The organism is Bordetella tumulicola (assembly GCF_965138755.1).
Taxonomy (GTDB): Bacteria; Pseudomonadota; Gammaproteobacteria; order Burkholderiales; family Burkholderiaceae_B; genus Bordetella_A; species Bordetella_A tumulicola.
Map to the genome: position 1 here is coordinate 40880 of NZ_CBCSFP010000013.1, position 17581 is coordinate 58460.

Sequence of the window (17581 nt, forward strand, 5' to 3'; positions counted from 1 at the left end):
ATGAGTAATACTGTTGAACTGACGCAAGCTTCTTTTCAGGACTCGATCAAGCCGGACAATACGGTGATTGTCGATTTCTGGGCTCCCTGGTGTGGTCCGTGCAAGGGTTTCGCACCGGTGTTTGACCAAGCGGCCGAGCAGCATCCAGATGTCATGTTCGCCAAGGTCAATACCGATGTTGAGCAGGAGCTGGCGGGCGCACTGGGAATTCGTTCTATTCCTACGCTGATGGTTTTCCGCGAACAGGTACTGTTGTTTTCGCAACCGGGGGCTTTGTCTGCCGGGCAGCTTGCGGAGCTGCTGGAGAAGATCAAGTCTGTCGATATGGCGAAGGTTCACGAAGAGATCGCCGCGGCGGCTAAGGAATCTGGGTCTGGTTCTGGCGAACAGGCTTAAGTTCTGATGTAGCAGGTATCGCGTTTTTGCGCGGCAAGGTTGCTTGTTGCCTCGGTGTTTGTACTTTAGACGCAGAGGGCCGGTGCGTGTGAGTGACGCCGGCCTAATCACCNCGGCTCGGCCCAACCAGGGGCCTCGGNCCCGCTNCGCGGGACTACCCGCGGTTCAAAAGGCCGGCGTCACTCACACGCACCGGCCCTCTGCTCGCAATATCATTATGCATAGCGTGTTGGGCGCATTTGCGTTTGGCGATTTGTTTGCTTGTCAGCGGCCGAATGTTGGTATCCGTGGCAAAGCATAAACAACGCTCGCAAGAACCAACAACCGTGACGAACGAGCTATCGCCGTAAGGACTCCCAGGATTTCATCAGCCGCTTCACTGACACCGGCATGGGCGTGCGTAATTCCTGTGCGAATAAGGCGACGCGCAGTTCTTCGAGTAGCCAGCGGAATTCGTCCAATGCGGGGTCCGGTGCGCCTTTGAGGGCTGAGCGGGTGCGTTGGTATTGGGTGAGAAGTGGCGCCATGTCGGACATCAGGCGCGCGTCTCGTGTGGGATCGATCCGTAATTTGTCTATGCGTGCCACGGCAGCTTTCAGGTAGCGTGCGAAATGCGTGAGGTGTGTGTACGGAGTATCGCGGATGAACCACTTGGGCACTAAGGTACCGATCTGCTGTTGTAAGTCGGCATAGGCGGCTGCGTGCGGCTTGGCCTGCGGCAGTTTGCGCTGCAGGGCTGCGTATTCGATCAGCACCGCGTGAGACAGGCGGGCGACCTCTTGGGCCAGGAGGCCCAGGCGGCCTTTGCCGTCTTGGCGGCGGGCTTCGAAGGCTTGTTCATTGGCGGGCCACGGGTCCGTCAGGCACGCCTGGGCAAGCGCGCAGTCGATAATCTGGTCGCGCAGGTCGTCCTGGGTTCCCAGATTCATATACAGCATGCTCATTTTGGTAAGGTCGGGCAAGTTCTTTTCCAGGAACTTGACCTGTTCGCGCAGGCCGATACGGAATAGGCGCAATAAGCCAGCGCGGTGGTGGCGCTTGGCTTCGTCGGGATCGTCGAAGACGTCCAGATCGCAGTGGGTGCCACGGTCGATGAGGGCTGGGTAGCCGATTACGGATTGGCCTTTGCGTTTGATCTCCATGATTTCGGGCAAGGGGCCGAAGGACCAAGAGGTCAGGTTTTCGTGGGCCAGGGCTTGAGCGACGCCGGCATCGCGTACGGCCAGTTGCTGGAAAGTGGCTTGTGCCTGTTTGCCGAATTCGGCTTTTAGCTGGGCCAGATTACGGCCTGCGGCCAGCATGCGGCCATGTTCGTCGACCACCCTGAAGTTCATGAACAGATGGGCGGGCAAGGTTTCGAGCTTAAAGTCACCGACGGCCGGGCGTACCTGTACCTGGTCCCACATGTCGGCGATCAGCGCATCGACCAGGCCGCGTTGCGGGTCGGCCTGGCGCTCATACCAGCGGTCGTAGAAGCCGGCGGCATAGTCCGGCAAGGGGACGCAATGGCGACGCAGTTTTTGCGGCAACGACTTGAGCAGCAGGTGTGCCTTTTCTTTCAACATGCCTGGCACGAGCCATTCGCAGCGGGCAGGGTCGATCTGGTTGAGTGCGAACAGCGGGACGGACAGTGTGACGCCGTCGCGCGCGGAACCGGGCTCGAAATGGTAGTCGAGCGACATGACGACGCCCTGCCATTCGACCTGTTTGGGAAACACATCGGTGGTGACGCCTGCGGCCTCGTGACGCATGAGTTCGTCACGGGTCAGCATCAAGGCGGCAGCCGCTTGTTTGTCCAGGCCGTGGACCCATTTTTCCAGGGTGGCTGTTTGCGAGATGCCTTCTGACAACTGGCGGTCGTAGAACGCGTAGATCAGTTCTTCGTCGACCAGGATATCGGGGCGGCGTGTCTGGTGCTCCAGTTTTTCGATGCCCGCGATAAGCTTGCGATTGTGGGCGACGAAGGGCAAGCGTGTGTCGATTTCGCTCGGCACCAGAGCCTGCCGGATGAAGAGCTCGCGCGCGTGTTGCGGATTGACGCGGCCGTAATGAATACGGCGGCCGGCATAAATAATCAGTCCGTACAGCGTGGCGCGTTCGTTCGCGACCACCTGCCCTGCTTTCTTTTCCCAGCGCGGATCCGACCAATTGCGACGCAACAGATGTGCGGCCACGCGTTCGAGCCAGACGGGCTCGATGCGCGCCACGCAGCGAGCGTATAGCCGCGTGGTCTCGACCAGCTCGGCGGCGATAATCCAGCGTCCGCCTTTTTTCGCCATTCGCGAGCCGGGATGAATGTGAAACCGAATATCACGTGCACCGCGGTAATGCCCCCCTTCGTCGCTTTTGAAACCGATATTGCCCAGCAAGCCGGCCAACAGCGCCATATGCAGCTGTTCATAGGTGGCTTCAGTTTGGTTGACGCGCCACCCTTGCTCGCCCACGACGGCGGCCAATTGCGTATGCACGTCGTGCCATTCGCGCAGGCGGATAGGCGACAGGAAGTTCTGGCGCAACAAAGCCACCAGCTTACGTTGCGACGCCTTGTGTTGCACCTGTTCACCGTACCAGCGCCAGAGTTTCAGAAAGGAGATGAACTCCGATTTGTCGTCCGCGAATTTGGCGTGTGCCGCTTCGGCGGCTTCGCGCTCGGCCATGGGGCGGTCACGTGGATCTTGTACGGATAGGGCCGACGCGATGATCAACATCTCGGCCAGACATTGCTGCTCGCGCGCGGCCAAGATCATGCGACCGATGCGGGGGTCGACCGGAAGCTTGGCCAGCTCGTGCCCGATGCTTGTCAGCACATATGAGGACCCCGTGCGGGTCGCATCACCGGCTTCAGTGGCTTCGTCATCCTCAGACGCCGAGGCCAACTCGATCGCGCCGAGTTCTTGCAGCAGATGGTAGCCATCCGCGATAGCGCGTCCCGGTGGCGCCTCGACAAACGGAAACTGCTCGATGTCGTCCAGTTTCAGGGACTTCATGCGCAAGATCACCGAGGCTAGCGATGAACGCAGCACTTCGGGGTCGGTAAACGCCGCGCGCCCGTTGAAGTCCAACTCATCATAGAGCCGAATACATACGCCCGGACCCACGCGGCCGCAGCGGCCGGCGCGCTGATTGGCCGAGGCGCGACTAATGGGCTCAATGCGCAGTTGCTCGACCTTGTTGCGCCACGAATAGCGCTTGATACGCGCCAGCCCGCTGTCGATCACAAAACGAATACCGGGCACGGTCAACGAGGTCTCGGCGACGTTGGTGGCCAGGACGATGCGACGCGCATTCGTGCGTGGATGAAAGATTTGCTCTTGCTCGGCCTGTGAGAGCCGGGCAAATAATGGAAGAACCTCGGTGCCCGCCGGATGCTTTTTGCGCAGGGCCTCGGCCGATTCACGAATCTCGCGCTCACCGGGCAGAAACACCAGCACGTCACCCGGGCCGTGGCGCGCACATTCGTCGACAGCGTCAACAATGGCATCGATCAGGTCGCGCTCTTCGTCGCCCGCCAAACGCTCGCGGTTCGGCTTGTTGCTGTTGGGGGCTTGCTCGTCGTCTGTCTCGTCGCGCACCGGACGATAGCGTACCTCGACGGGATACAGGCGTCCCGATACCTCGATGACCGGCGCGAGGCGGTCTTCCGAGGCGGCGAAATGGCGGGCAAAACGCTCAGCGTCGATGGTCGCCGAGGTGATGATGACTTTTAGATCGGGGCGCCGCGGCAGCAGTTGCTTGAGGTAACCGAGCAGAAAGTCGATATTCAGGCTGCGCTCGTGCGCCTCGTCGATGATCAGGGTGTCATAGCGGCGCAATAGCGGGTCGCGCTGCGACTCGGCCAGCAAAATACCGTCGGTCATCAACTTGACCGACGCGTTCGGGCCCGTGCGATCGTTGAATCGCACTTGATAGCCGACAATTTCCCCTAACGAGGTCTTCAGCTCTTCGGCGATCCGCTTGGCAACCGAGGTCGCGGCCAGACGGCGCGGCTGGGTATGGCCGATCATGCGTTGACGGCCCCGACCCAGCTCCAGACAGATCTTGGGTAACTGGGTCGTCTTGCCGGACCCGGTCTCGCCACTGACAATCACGACCTGATGGCCCGCGATCGCACGCGCGATTTCCTCGCGTCGAGCACTGACGGGCAAATCCTCAGGATAGGTGATGACGGGAATGGGCCGCTCGGGGCGCGGCGTCTTGCCGCGCGCGGGCGCAGGGGAAACTTCAGGCATGTAAGATTTGTCCTTTGATCCCCTATTATAAAAAACTGTTGCTCGCGTGCTGCTGAGCCCAATTGATCCACCGCGCGTACCCGCTCGCGGTCATATAATTTCGCGCAGCGCCGCGTTCTGCAGCGCCAACCACGCCCACCCCGCGTGCCCTCGTCATACAGGAACAACGACCGCCCATCATGTCCGACCAGGAATACGATACCGTCTCCGCCCAAGATGCCCCCGAATTCGCCGCCGCACAATTCGTCCGATGGTTCCGCGATGTGGCGCCATACGTTCATGCGTTCCGAGGCAAGACCTTCGTGGTCGCCTTTGGCGGAGATCTGGTGCAGGTCGGCGCGCTCAACACCCTGGTGCAAGACCTGTCGCTGCTGTCGGCGCTGGGTGTACGGCTGGTCCTGGTGCACGGATCGCGTCCCCAGGTCAATGAGCAACTGCGCCTGAAAGGCTACACCCAGCAATTCGATCGCGGCCTGGCGCCCACGGACCCCGCCGCGCTAGAGTGCGCCAAAGAGGCCGCGGGCGAAATCCGGCTCGATATCGAGGCCGCTTTCAGCCAGGGGTTGCCCAACACCCCGATGTCGCATTCGCATATCCGGGTGATTTCGGGCAATTTTGTCACCGCCCGCCCCACTGGCGTGCTTGACGGCGTCGACTACCAACACACCGGGCAAGTACGCAAAATCGACGTCGACGCCCTAAAGTTCGCCATCGAAAAAGGCACGATCGTGCTGTTGTCGCCGCTGGGTTTTTCCCCTACGGGCGATGCCTTCAACCTGGCCATGGAAGACCTGGCCACCAGCGTCGCAGTTGCCCTGCGTGCCGAAAAGCTGATTTTTCTGTCCGGTTCGCCAGGCGTGCTGGCGCCCGACGGCTCGGTCGATACGGAATTGGCGCGCATTGACGCCGATACCCTGCTGCAACAAGAAGGCGATCTGGACGAGGACACGGCTTTTTATCTGCGCCATGCGTCCTTAGCGGTCAAACGTGGCGTCGCCCGCGCTCATCTGGTGCCATATGCGCTGGACGGCAGCGTGCTGCTCGAGATCTTTACCCACGATGGCGTGGGCACGATGGTGGTCGAAGACACCCTGGACGATCTGCGCCCGGCCACCCTGGACGACGTCGGCGCCATTCTGAGCCTGATCGAACCGCTCGAGGCCGATGGCACTCTCGTGCCGCGCCCCCGCAGCGTCATCGAGCGCGAAGTCGAACACTTCACTGTGCTCGAGCACGACGGCGTTATTTACGGTTGTGCCGCGCTACACCCGTATCCGGAAGAGCACATGGCCGAAATGGCCTGCCTGATTGTGCACCCGGAGTGGCAAAGCTCGGGCGAAGGCGAAATGTTGCTGCGCCACATGGAGTCGCGCGCCCGCGCCATGGGTGCGCGCCGACTGTTTGTGCTGACCACACGTACGTCGCACTGGTTCATCAAGCGCGGTTTTGTACAGGGCGGCATCGCGGATCTGCCGCGCGACAAGCAAAACCACTACAACCGGTCGCGCAACAGCCTGGTATTCATCAAAAAACTATAAGCTACGGCGCGGGACAGGCGTCATCATGACGCCCCCCGCCCCACTGAAGCGCCATGCCCGCTAAAATGGCGGGTCTACTATTGAAATCGGCAGTCAACCATGTCCCGTACCGTCAACTGTGTAAAACTGAAACGCGAAGCCGAAGGGCTGGATTTCCCGCCCTATCCTGGCGAAATGGGCACGCGTATCTGGCAAAGCATCTCGAAAGAAGCCTGGGAAGAATGGAAACAGGTCCAGACGCGCCTGGTCAACGAAAATCGCCTGAATCTGGCCGATGCCCGCGCCCGCAAATACCTGCAACAGCAGATGGAGCGCTTTTTGTTTGAAGATGGCAGCGTCGAAGCCCAGGGCTTTGTCCCGCCGTCAGAATAAGCCGCAACATGAAAATGAGCCCACCGCGTGTTGCGGTGGGCTCATTCAGCCAAGCTCAATAACGATTACGCGTCGCTGCTCGAGGCGGAGGTCGTTTCGCTGTTCGAGGCCGACGTCGCCGACTCGTCGGCATCAGTTTCACCGCGCGCCTCGCGCTCGGCATTCTTGGCGCCGGTGTGGCGCACGTCCGCCCCTCTAACCAGATAGATCACCCGTTCCGCCATATTTTTGGCATGATCGCCGATACGCTCCAGCGCACGGGCGATAAACACCATGTCAATAGCGCGCGAAATCGTGCGCGGGTCTTCCATCATGTAGGTAATCAGGTTACGCAGCGCGCCCTTCCACTCACGGTCGACTTCCTTGTCGCTGCGCACGACGTGCGCGGCCAGGATGGGGTCCAAACGCGCAAAGGCGTCCAGCACATCATGCAACATGCGGCCCACGCTGTTGGCCATATGGCGCAATTCGATCACCGGCATAAAGCGCTGATCCGCCTCGTACATGCGGCGCACGGTATTGGCGATTTTCTCGGCCTCGTCGCCGCAGCGTTCCATATCGGTCAGCATCTTGGAGACCGCCAGCATGGTCCGCAGATCAATCGCGGTCGGCTGGTGGCGCGCCAGGATCAGGCCAATGCGCTCGTCAATCTCGACTTCAAAGCGATTCACCTGTTTCTCGCGCTCGCGAACCTTGTCCACCAGATCCATGTCGCCGGTAGGTACCGAGTCGATGGCTTCCTGGATCATCGCCTCGACCAGACCGCCCATTTGCAGAAATTGCGAACGGACGCTTTGCAGATCGGCGTCAAATTGCTTGTTGGTGTGCTCGGTCATCCGGGCTCCATGCGTAGGTGTATTCATAACTTTACCGTTTGTTCGCGATGCATAAGGGGCGTACCGACTGCGAAGCATATGACTTGAATGTGACAAGATTATGAATCGGGTACCGTCCTACGGCAAACCGCTACGCGAATCCGACGCGGCGAGACGAAAAATAGCCCGTCAAGGGCGTTCGAGCCGCTGGATACCGTTCTGGGTCGCCAGGAGCGCCACATGGGCGCCTACCCGGGCAAACAGCCCGCAAGTCACGACCCCTGGCAAGTTATTGACGAGGATCTCGAGGGCGGGCGCGTCGTCAATGTACAGGTCCGACACGTCCAGGATCAGGTTGCCGTTATCCGTGGTCACGCCCTCACGCAGCTTGGGCTGCCCACCCAGGGCGGCCAACGAGCGCGCCACCGACTCACGGGCCATCGGGATGACTTCGACCGGCAACGGAAAACGGCCCAGACGTTCGACCAACTTGGACTCATCCGCGATACAGATGAATCGCTCGGCCACCGATGCGACGATTTTCTCGCGTGTGTGCGCCGCGCCACCGCCTTTGATCATCTGCAAACGGGCATCGATCTCATCAGCGCCGTCCACATAGACCGGCATGGTCGTCACGTCGTTCAGATCCAGTACCTTGAGCCCATGGCCCGCCAAGCGGGCCGCGCTGCGCTCGGAACTGGCCACCGTCCCCCCCAATTTCCCCCGAAACCGGGCTAATCCGTCAATGAAAAGGTCGGCGGTCGATCCCGTGCCCACCCCGATAATCACGTCGGGGCCGACCAGGGGTTCAATGAGGGCCAGCGCCGCGTCGGCGGCCTGCTGCTTAAGTTCTTGCTGCGTAAGCATGATGCGTCAGCGTGCCAAAGCACGCGAAAAGTCAATGAAAAAACCGGTATCCGCAGATACCAATGAATAAGGTGAATGCCAGCGCTGCAATTTAGCAGATACCTGGCCATGCCCGGGCCAAAATCACCTTCAGGTCCAGGCCCGCGGGCAATTCGCCAATGATTCCGCCGCGCTGGATAACCCGACTGCGCACATAGGCATCTGCCACGGCGGCGGGCGCGGATTGAATCAACAAGGCCGCCTGCCACAGTCGGGCCAGCCCGGCGGTGATGTGACGCGCCTGCGCCGGGTCGACGGACGCCGAGGCATCACCGGCCGAAGGGGCCGACGCCGACGTCCCCCGAGGCAGTTGGCCCCCCACCTGTGTCAACCATTCATCCAGTGCATGATCATAGGCGGGCCATTCCCCCCTCGAGGGCTCCAGCTCCGCCCGCAACGCCGCCAGGCACCCGGGGTCGCGCTGCAACGCACGCAAGACATCCAGCGCCATGATGTTGCCCGACCCCTCCCAAATTGAATTCACGGGAGCCTCTCGGTACAAGCGCGCCAGCGGGCCCTCTTCGACATACCCATTGCCGCCCAGGACCTCCATGCATTCGGCGATCGCCGTAATGGCGCGTTTGCACACCCAGAGCTTGGCGGCCGGGGTTCCGACCCGCACCAACGCCCGTGCGCCCGGCCCATCCAGTGCGTCGTCACGCTGATCGACCGCGCGTGCCAGGCGCAGGGCCCACGCGGTCGCGGCCTCGCTCTCCAGGGCCATATCCGCCAACACCTGACGCATCAAGGGCTGTGACGCCAGGGCTTGGCCAAACGCTTGCCGATGCTGAGTATGATGGGCGGCCTGCACGACTGCCTGCCGCAACAGCGCCGCACTTCCCAGCACACAATCCAGCCGCGTCGTCGCCGCCATCTGTAACAGCATCGGCAACCCCCGGCCGGGTTCACCGATCAGCATGCCCCAGGCACGTTCGAACTCCACCTCGCCGCTGGCGTTGCTTCGGTTCCCCAATTTGTCCTTTAATCGGCGCAGTCGCACAGGGTTGCGCGGCCCCTCCGGTATCCAGCGAGGCACAAAGAAACACCCTGGCCCCTCCTCCGTATTGGCCAGCACCAAGTGCGCATCGGCATGCGGCACCGAAAAAAACCATTTATGACCCGTCAAGTGGTACACCCGGCCGCGGCCGCCCCGACGCTGTCGCACGGCCTCAGTGGTAATCGCGCTGAGGTCCGATCCCCCCTGCTTTTCGGTCAATCCCATTCCGATCAACGCCCCCTTCTTGGCGGATATCGGGGCGTCGACCGGGTCGTACTCTTGGGAAAACAGGGCGGGTAACCAGTGCTCCGAAAAATCAATGGCTCCCGGCGGTTCGCCCTGCAACAGCGGTACGGCGGCAAATGTCATCGTCGTGGGGCACAACGTACCGGCTTCGACCTGCCCCTGCATCAAATACGCGGCTGCGCGGGCAGCGTGTGCTCCCGGCCGTATCGGTGCTTTCGCGGTCGTCGAGGGCGCTGCCGACGATTGTCGCCAGGCATGGCTATGTAAACCGCGCGCCACGATCCCCGACATCAAGCCATGCCACGCCGGATGAAACTCCACCTGATCGACACGATGGCCATTGCGGTCGTACCCGAGCCAGCGCGGTGAGTAACGATTGGCCTGCTCTCCGGCCGCCAAGGTAGACGCGCGCCCCAGCCAGGCCCCGTGCTCGCGCAACGCCGCAACCCACTCGCCCGCCCCCTCGCGCTGCACCGCCTGCTGCAGGACGACATCTGTCTCGTAGAGGGAATAATCCTCTAGCGGCGCCACTTGATTCAACACAGCATGCGTCTGAAAAGCCGACTTCCCCGCTCTCGACCTCATACCCTCTCCTTTGAACCAGGCCTGAAATCAGCCCTCGTCGCCCAATACCCGTTGCGCATCTTCGTCCGGCAACGCCTCGACAGTCTTTAGATTGCGCAACATCGCCCGAGTACGGACCTCAGTCTGTCCCAGCTTGGTGCTGGCGGTCTCTAATGTCTTTTTCACGCTTGCCAATGAATCGCCAAACCTCGCAAACTCGGTTTTCACCGCGCGCAGCACCTGCCACACCTCGGACGAACGCTGTTCAATCGCCAGTGTCCGAAAGCCCATCTGCAGACTGTTGAGCATGGCGGCCAGATTGCTCGGCCCGGCCACATTTACCCTCAGGCTCTGCAGCTTATCCAGCAAACCGGGACGCCGCAGGATCTCAGCATACAGCCCCTCCGTGGGCAGGAACATGATCGCGAAATCCGTCGTATGCGGTGGCGCCACATATTTGGCGGCGATCTGGCGGGCCTGTAACTCCACCGCTCGCGCCAACGCCGCTCCGGCCACCCGTTCGCCCTCGGGATCCACCGCGTCATACGCGTCCATCAAGCGCTCGTACTCTTCTTTGGGAAATTTAGCGTCGATCGGCAGCCACACCGGTTCAGCCCCGGTCTCGCGCCCGGGCAAACGAATCGCGAACTCCACAACGGCGTCGCTACCTGGCACCGGTTTGACGTTAGCGGCGTACTGGTCAGGGGTCATGACGTCCTGAATCAGGCGCGCCAGTTGCACCTCTCCCCACGTCCCTCGCGACTTCACATTCGTCAGCACCCGCTTCAGGTCTCCCACGCCGGCAGCCAGCGACTGCATTTCTCCCAGCCCTTTGTGAACCGCCTCGAGCCGATCGGACACCAGCTTGAACGACTCGCCCAAACGTTGCTCCAGCGTGGCATGCAGTTTTTCGTCGACCGTGCGGCGCATCTCGTCCAACCGCTTGCTGTTGTCGGCCTGCAACGCCTGCAGTCGTTGATCAACCGTCTGGCGCACGTCCTGCATCCGACGGTCATTCAGCGCGACCAGACCCTCCAGACGCTCGCTGAACTGCGCCGAAAAACGCGTCAATGATTCCGCATACTCGACGCGGGCCGCCTGGGCATCGCGCGACAGCACCGTACGCAGCGCCTCGTGGCCTTGGGCCAGTTCGGTGCGCAGGCCCCGCGTCGACTCCGAAAATTCCGTTCGCAGCCCACGCTGGCTCTCATCCAGATCCGAACGCAGCGCACGCTCCAGGCGATCCAGACCATCCATCAATTGTTCCATCTGCGCGTCGCCAGACGGACGCAACCATAGACGCAAGACAATCAATAACACCAGCACCGCCACGATAGCGGTCATCCAGGGCAAAGCATCCACCCAAGGGAAAGCGTCGATCAAGGGCAATCTCCCGAAAACATCATTGTAGGCCGGGGCATGCCGCCGCCCGGGCCCTTAGGAGGCGGTCGGTTTTGACAACACGCCCGCCCTGTTTTCCCCCAAAGCATTACCCCAAGTTGCGAAAATTTCGCTTAACTTCGACAATCCGGATAGCAGAAATATTTCTTATCATCGTTTTGCAACAAATTTTGTCTACAGTCGATGCCCCGTTTGGCACAGGCCAGTCCTTTTCACCGCTCGATGCAGGCGTGATCGACTCCTGTTTGCGCCCCGGCAACTTTGCCACCGTGTTCGGTCCGCTGGACCTCGCCGGCGCGCAGGTCCTCGCCCGGGGCGCAGATCGCTACGTTTTCCAACACCCTCACGAGCCCTCCCTGCTGATTAAAGTCATCAACATGGAGGCCTACGCGGCCTATCTGGAACGCAAACCGCTCAAGCGGTTCTACAAGCAGTTCCAACGCGAAAGCGCCTATCGGGTATATCTCAACGAGTTGTCCGAATACGTCACAACGACGACAGTGCCCTCCGGGGTATGGAGCATCCCGATGTCCCGCGTCGTCGGTGTGGCGCAAACCACGCTGGGGCTGGGTCAACTCGTCGAAAAAATCACGGGTGACGACGGCCAACTCGCCCCCACGCTGGCCGAGATCATCGCCCGCGAGGGCATCTCTCCCGCCCTGAGTGCGCAGTTGGATGCCTTTTTCGCCGACCTGATCGACTCGCATATCGTCATCAACGATTTGTCGACCAAGAACATCGCCCTGGGCCGCAACGCGGATGGCAAAGAAGGAATGTTTCTGATCGATGGGTTCGGCGTGCTGCCGTTGATCCCGCTATACGCCTGGAGCAAGCGGCTGAATGCGCAGCGCATGCGCCGCAAATACACCGCGTGGCGGGCCCGCATACAGCGCCAATACGACGAAGCCCGGGCGACGGCTCAGGCCAGGATCACGCCGTAACGATCCGTCCAGTCGTAATGTTCACCGACCGCTTGCCCACGACGCAACGGGTTGCGGGTACAAAAGGCCGCATAGGACGGATCGACATAGCGGTAACGCAAATGCTCGTCACGGCCCGCCGGAATACCCAGACGTGTCGTGCTGATCAGCCGCTCGGGAGACGATCCCACGTCCTCGACGAAAAACACGGTCGGGTCGAAAGACCGTGCATCCCACTCCGGGACTTTCAACCCCAGGGCACGGCACAGCAGGGTTTGTCCCCCACATAATCGTCCTTGCGGCCGAGGCTGCCCACGAGCGTCGGGATTGAGTGCTTGCATGACGGCCAATGCATCGGGTCCGGAGACCGTATCAACCCACGGATGCGCCGATTTGATCAGCACCGCATTGCCTGGCCCGCCCGCACTGAAATTCAGGGAATCGCCGCCACGGGCGTAGTACATGTACACCGTGCCGCCACCCATAAACAAGGCACGGCGCTTGTGGGTATAGCCCAGTGACGCGTGGCTGCCCTTCTCTGCCAGGTAATACGCCTCGGTCTCGATGATGCGGGCCGACAGCCACACCCCATTCAGACGGCGGCGAATCACCTTGCCCAACAGTTCACGCGCCAACTGGCTCGCATCGCGGTCAAAGAACGCGTCGGGCAGCGCCGGCCCGGGATGCCCCGACATACTCAGGCGAAGCGCTCGCCGTAACGTTTTTCCGAGAAGCCGACGGACACCTCGCCATCGGGGGTCACCGTAACGGGCCGGCGCACCAAGGCCGGATAATCGGCGATCAGTTGCGTCCACTCGGCATCGGATTGTGCGGCCTTGCGCTCATCAGACAGGCCGCGCCAAGTCATCGAGGCACGGTTGACCAGCTTTTCCCAGCCGCCCACCTTTTTCGACCAGGCCTTTAAGGTAGCGGCCGGCACGGGATGATCGCGGTAATCAATAAACTCGTGCTCGACCCCTTGGGCCGATAACCAATCGCGTGCCTTGACGCAGGTGCTGCATTTATTCAAGCCATATAGAGTTGCCTGGTGCTTCATGTGGAATCTGACTCCTTGCGCTGTTGCAGACGATTGAGCACGATGACGCAAATGCCTACCGCCAGGATAAACAACGTCGCCAGCGCGTTGACCTCGGGCTTGAGCCCCAGGCGTACGCGCGAAAAAACTTCCATGGGCAAGGTCGTGGACCCAGGGCCGGACAAGAACGACGCCAATACGACGTCATCGAGCGACAGGGTAAAGGCCAACAACCAGGCCGATATCAACGCCGGCGTGATCAAGGGCAACGTGATACGGAAAAACACCGTCAACGGCGTCGCCCCCAGATCCAGCGCGGCCTCTTCCAGTGAACGATCCAGATCCCGAATCCGGGCCTGAATCACTACCGCCACATAGGCCACGCATAGTGTGACATGGCCCACCCAGATAGTAAAAATGCCATTGTCGGCGGGCCAACCCAGCAAGCCGCGCATTTCCACAAACATCAGCAGCAGCGAAATCCCCAACACCACCTCAGGGATCACCAGCGGCGCACTGAGCATTCCCAAATACAGCGTAAAGCCCCTGAACCGCCCCATGCGGCCCAACACATAGCCCGCCCAGGTTCCGATGATAACGGCCGCCGTCGCGGTCAATCCGGCAATCTTGAACGATAGCCAGGCCGCGCTCAGCAAGGCGCTATCGTTGAACAGCGCCGTATACCAGCGAAACGAAAAGCCGCTCCACGAGGTCACCAGAGGCGAATCGTTGAACGAAAAAACCATCAGGCTGACGATGGGGGCATACAGAAAGAAATAGCCCAGCCCCAACGCCAGACCGCGCGCGGTGTTGTTGGGCGCTGTCATGCCGCCCCCCGCGTGGCCATTTCCTGCTGACGCACCTGGCTGTACTGAAAGAGTGCCAGCGGCACCAACAACAGCAGCACCATGACGCACGTCACGGCAGATGCCATCGGCCAATCGGCATTATTAAAAAACTCGGTCCACATGACGCGACCCATCATCAGGGTATCGGCGCCGCCCAGCATTTCGGGGATGACGTACTCGCCGACAGTGGGGATGAACACCAGCATGGCACCTGCGATCACGCCCGGACGCGACAGCGGCAGGGTTATGCGCCAGAACGCCTGCCACGGACGCGCGCCCAGATCGTAAGCCGCCTCAAGCAAGCGCAAATCCATCTTCACCAGCGTGGCATACAGCGGCAGGATGAAAAAGGGCAAATACGCATAGACCAGGCCAATATAGACCGCCAGATCGGTACGATAAATTTCCAGAGGGCTGGAAATAATGCCCAGACTCATCAAGAACTTGTTCAACAAGCCGTCGTTACGCAAAATGCCTACCCAGGCATACACGCGCAACAGCAGTGACGTCCAAAATGGCAAAATCACGCCCAGCAGCAGGAGATTGCGTACCGCGGGCGACGAGCGTGCGATGTAGTACGCCATCGGATAGCCAATCAACGCGCAACACACCGTCGTCACCGCCGCCATCTTGAGCGAACTCAGGTACGTGTGCAGATACAGGCTGTCGGTAAACAGGCGGATATAGCCGGCCAGGTGCAAGCTGAATTGCACCGCCTCGTCTTTGAACTCCGTTAACGCCGTATACGGCGGAATGCCGAACTGCAGTTCAGCAAAACTGATCTTGAGCACCAGCAAAAATGGGACTAACAGGCACAGCGTCAGCCACAAAAACGGCGGCACGATGGCCAGCGTTCGCCCTGATGGGATCCAGTCGCGGGGCGCGGACAGCTTCATGACGCCAGCACCGTCGCACTGTCTGCGCTCCAGCTGACGTAGATTTCCTCGTCAATGCCGGGCGCGTCGGCCTGGGCCAGTTGCAGGCTGGGCACGCTGGCCTCAACGATTTTTCCGGAGTCCAGTCGTATCTGGTAAAGCGCATAGCTGCCCATCCACGCCATGTGACTGACCATGCCGTGCGCCCAGTTGTATTCCCCCTGGGGTTGCACCTTTGACACAACCAGTCGCTCGGGCCGGATCGAAACGTGTACTTCCATCCCGAGGGGTTCGTTGACGCCATGACTCACATACAACGGCCGCGTGAGGTCTTCGCTCTCGATGGCGACGTGATCGGGCTCATCGACCACGATCGTGCCCGTAAATAAATTCGCCGAGCCGATAAAGCCCGCGACAAAACGCGAGTTGGGAAACGCGTAGACGTCTTGTGGCGTTCCGCATTGCACGATCTGGCCCTCGGTCATGACGGCCAGGCGGTGTGCCATCGTCATGGCTTCTTCCTGGTCGTGCGTGACCATCATGCAGGTCACGCCCACTTGCTCCAGAATCTTGACCAGTTCGATCTGCGTTTTCTGGCGAATCTGCTTATCGAGCGCTGACATGGGTTCGTCCAGCAGCAACAGTTTGGGCCGTTTGACCAGGCTGCGCGCCAGGGCCACGCGCTGTTGTTGGCCCCCCGACAACTGATGCGGTTTACGGCGCGAATAGCCGGCCATCTGCACCAGATTCAGGGCCTCGAACACCCGATCGTTGATCTCGGCGCGCGCGACACCCTCTTGTTTCAGGCCGAACGCCACGTTGGCTTCGACCGTCATGTGCGGGAACAGCGCATATGACTGAAACATCATGTTCACCGGACGCCGGTACGGCGGCACATTGGTGATGTCCTCGCCATCGAGCATGATCTGACCGGACGTGGCGTCTTCGAAGCCGGCCAGCATGCGCAGCAAGGTCGATTTGCCACAACCCGAACTGCCGAGCAAGGCAAAGATCTCGTTGCGTTTGATAGCCAGATTGACGGATTGGACCGCGACGACGTCGCCAAAGATCTTGACCAGATCGGTGATCCGGACGAACTCGTCTGGATCACCGGAATGCTGTGCCGCGTAACGGCTGTCACTCATGATGCTTATCGCCCCGATTTCAGTTCCGCCCACATGCGAGTCTGCAGGCGCTGGATTTTCATCGGCTGGGCCTTGATCACATAGAGTGTCTTGGCCACGTCGGGCGGCGGGTAAATCATTGGATTGTCAGCCACGTCCTTGATCACGAACTCGCGCGCCGCCTTGTTGGCGTTGGGATAGAACATGGTGTTGGTGATGGCCGCGTGAACCTTGGGGGTCTCGATGTAGTTAATGAATGCGTGCGCGGCATCGACATGGGGTGCGTCTTTGGGGATCGCCATGACATCAAACCACGCCGGGGCGCCACCCTTGGGGATGAAGTAGTTGATGTCGTAGGGTTTTTTGGCATCCTGGGCACGCTTGCGGGAGATCATGACGTCGCCCGAAAAGCCGTAGACCATGCAGAGATCGCCGACCGCCAGTTCGTCAATGTAACCGGACGAGCTGAATTGACGGATGTAGGGACGAATCTGCTTGAGCAGATCGAGCGCGGCTTGGTAGTCGTCGGCGTTCTCGCTGTTGGGGTCTTTCCCCAGGTATTTGAGCACGGCCGGAAAGACCTGTGCGGCTTCATCGAGCATCGAAATGCCGCAGTCTTTCAGCTTGGCGGCGTTTTCGGGCTTGAAGAGCATGTCCCAGTTGGCGAGGTCGACGCCCTCGCCCATGATCTCTTTGACTTTGGTGACGTTGTAACCCAGGCCGTTGGTGCCGTAGCCCCAGGGAATGACGTATTCGTTGCCGGGGTCGATGGTCGCGACGAGCGCCATGATGTCGGGGTCGAGATTGGACCAATTGGGGATTTTGGTCTTGTCGAGTTTTTGGTAAAGACCGCCCTGGATCTGGCGAGAGGCGTAGTGGGTAGAGGGCACGACGACGTCGTAGCCGGATTTGCCAGTCAGCAGTTTGGCCTGCAGGGTGTCGTTGGTGTCGTAGACGTCGTACCGGACTTTGATGCCGGTTTCGCGTTCAAAGCCGGAAATCGTGTCGGGCGCGGTGTATTCCGCCCAGTTATAGACGTTGACGACTTGATCTTGCGCCCAGGTGCAGGATGCGGCGGCGCTTAGCGCCAGGCCGAATATCCAATGCATTCCCGCCATTGTTTTCATGCGAGCCCCCCTTTGCTACGTTCTTTACGGATGCGAAATTCGCTAGAGGGCAAAATGATAAAGCCTTTTTTGTGACTAGGCTGGCAATTGCGTCTCTACCGGGGGCGCGTCTCTATTCTGGCGTTCCTGTCAGCGCGCTGTGGCCCGGCCGGCCCTTTGAACCGAGGGAAACGCCGCGCAGCGGCGT

At 60.5% G+C, this 17581-nt stretch carries 15 protein-coding genes; 4 read left to right on the top strand and 11 right to left on the bottom strand.

What is annotated here, in order from left to right:
• The gene (gene trxA, locus ACNAZS_RS23175; RefSeq protein ID WP_415792891.1) at positions 1-396 is read left to right on the top strand and encodes a thioredoxin; all 396 of its coding nucleotides are present in this window, start codon (positions 1-3) and stop codon (positions 394-396) included.
• Positions 397-734: 338 nt separating this feature from the next.
• Here the strand turns inward: trxA and hrpA are convergent, their stop codons facing one another.
• On the bottom strand, positions 735-4625 hold the full coding sequence (hrpA, locus tag ACNAZS_RS23180) for an ATP-dependent RNA helicase HrpA (protein ID WP_415792892.1): 3891 nt from the start codon (positions 4623-4625) through the stop codon (positions 735-737).
• 179 nt (positions 4626-4804) lie between these two features.
• Between hrpA and argA the strand changes: the two genes are divergently transcribed.
• Positions 4805-6163 carry an amino-acid N-acetyltransferase gene (gene argA, locus ACNAZS_RS23185; protein WP_415792893.1) on the top strand — a complete coding sequence of 453 codons (1359 nt, stop codon included), beginning with the start codon at positions 4805-4807 and terminating at the stop codon, positions 6161-6163.
• A 99-nt stretch (positions 6164-6262) separates the two neighbouring features.
• A complete protein-coding gene (locus tag ACNAZS_RS23190; RefSeq protein WP_415792894.1) occupies positions 6263-6535 on the top strand; it encodes an oxidative damage protection protein in 273 nt (90 codons plus the stop codon).
• A gap of 65 nt (positions 6536-6600) precedes the next feature.
• Here the strand turns inward: ACNAZS_RS23190 and phoU are convergent, their stop codons facing one another.
• From phoU to ACNAZS_RS23210, 4 genes are all read right to left on the bottom strand, one after another.
• On the bottom strand, positions 6601-7371 hold the full coding sequence (phoU, locus tag ACNAZS_RS23195; RefSeq protein ID WP_415792985.1) for a phosphate signaling complex protein PhoU: 771 nt from the start codon (positions 7369-7371) through the stop codon (positions 6601-6603).
• Between the two features lie 168 nt (positions 7372-7539).
• Positions 7540-8217 carry a ribose-5-phosphate isomerase RpiA gene (gene rpiA, locus ACNAZS_RS23200; protein WP_415792895.1) on the bottom strand — a complete coding sequence of 226 codons (678 nt, stop codon included), beginning with the start codon at positions 8215-8217 and terminating at the stop codon, positions 7540-7542.
• Between the two features lie 91 nt (positions 8218-8308).
• Positions 8309-10084: an acyl-CoA dehydrogenase family protein gene (locus ACNAZS_RS23205; protein WP_415792896.1), complete on the bottom strand. Its 1776-nt coding sequence runs from the start codon at positions 10082-10084 to the stop codon at positions 8309-8311.
• 27 nt (positions 10085-10111) lie between these two features.
• Entirely contained in the window at positions 10112-11407 is a 1296-nt protein-coding gene (locus ACNAZS_RS23210; protein WP_415792986.1) for a DNA recombination protein RmuC, read from the bottom strand.
• Between the two features lie 287 nt (positions 11408-11694).
• Between ACNAZS_RS23210 and ACNAZS_RS23215 the strand changes: the two genes are divergently transcribed.
• Entirely contained in the window at positions 11695-12405 is a 711-nt protein-coding gene (locus ACNAZS_RS23215) for a YrbL family protein (protein WP_415792987.1), read from the top strand.
• On the opposite strand, the gene ACNAZS_RS23220 is transcribed toward ACNAZS_RS23215, so the two are convergent.
• Genes ACNAZS_RS23220 through ACNAZS_RS23245 form a run of 6 tightly spaced genes read right to left on the bottom strand, consistent with a single transcriptional unit; the run spans position 12384 to position 17394 of the window.
• Positions 12384-13079 carry a DNA-3-methyladenine glycosylase gene (locus tag ACNAZS_RS23220; protein WP_415792897.1) on the bottom strand — a complete coding sequence of 232 codons (696 nt, stop codon included), beginning with the start codon at positions 13077-13079 and terminating at the stop codon, positions 12384-12386. The two genes, ACNAZS_RS23215 and ACNAZS_RS23220, sit on opposite strands and share 22 nt — an antisense overlap.
• Positions 13080-13081: 2 nt before the next feature.
• Entirely contained in the window at positions 13082-13441 is a 360-nt protein-coding gene (locus ACNAZS_RS23225; protein WP_415792898.1) for an arsenate reductase, read from the bottom strand.
• Entirely contained in the window at positions 13438-14247 is an 810-nt protein-coding gene (locus tag ACNAZS_RS23230) for an ABC transporter permease subunit (RefSeq protein ID WP_415792899.1), read from the bottom strand. The genes ACNAZS_RS23225 and ACNAZS_RS23230 overlap by 4 nt, the downstream gene beginning before the upstream one ends.
• Positions 14244-15164 carry an ABC transporter permease subunit gene (locus tag ACNAZS_RS23235; protein ID WP_415792900.1) on the bottom strand — a complete coding sequence of 307 codons (921 nt, stop codon included), beginning with the start codon at positions 15162-15164 and terminating at the stop codon, positions 14244-14246. Before ACNAZS_RS23235 ends, ACNAZS_RS23230 begins: the two co-directional genes overlap by 4 nt.
• On the bottom strand, positions 15161-16288 hold the full coding sequence (locus tag ACNAZS_RS23240; protein WP_415792901.1) for an ABC transporter ATP-binding protein: 1128 nt from the start codon (positions 16286-16288) through the stop codon (positions 15161-15163). Before ACNAZS_RS23240 ends, ACNAZS_RS23235 begins: the two co-directional genes overlap by 4 nt.
• 5 nt (positions 16289-16293) lie before the next feature.
• On the bottom strand, positions 16294-17394 hold the full coding sequence (locus tag ACNAZS_RS23245) for a polyamine ABC transporter substrate-binding protein (RefSeq protein ID WP_415792902.1): 1101 nt from the start codon (positions 17392-17394) through the stop codon (positions 16294-16296).
• Positions 17395-17581: the final 187 nt, after the last annotated feature.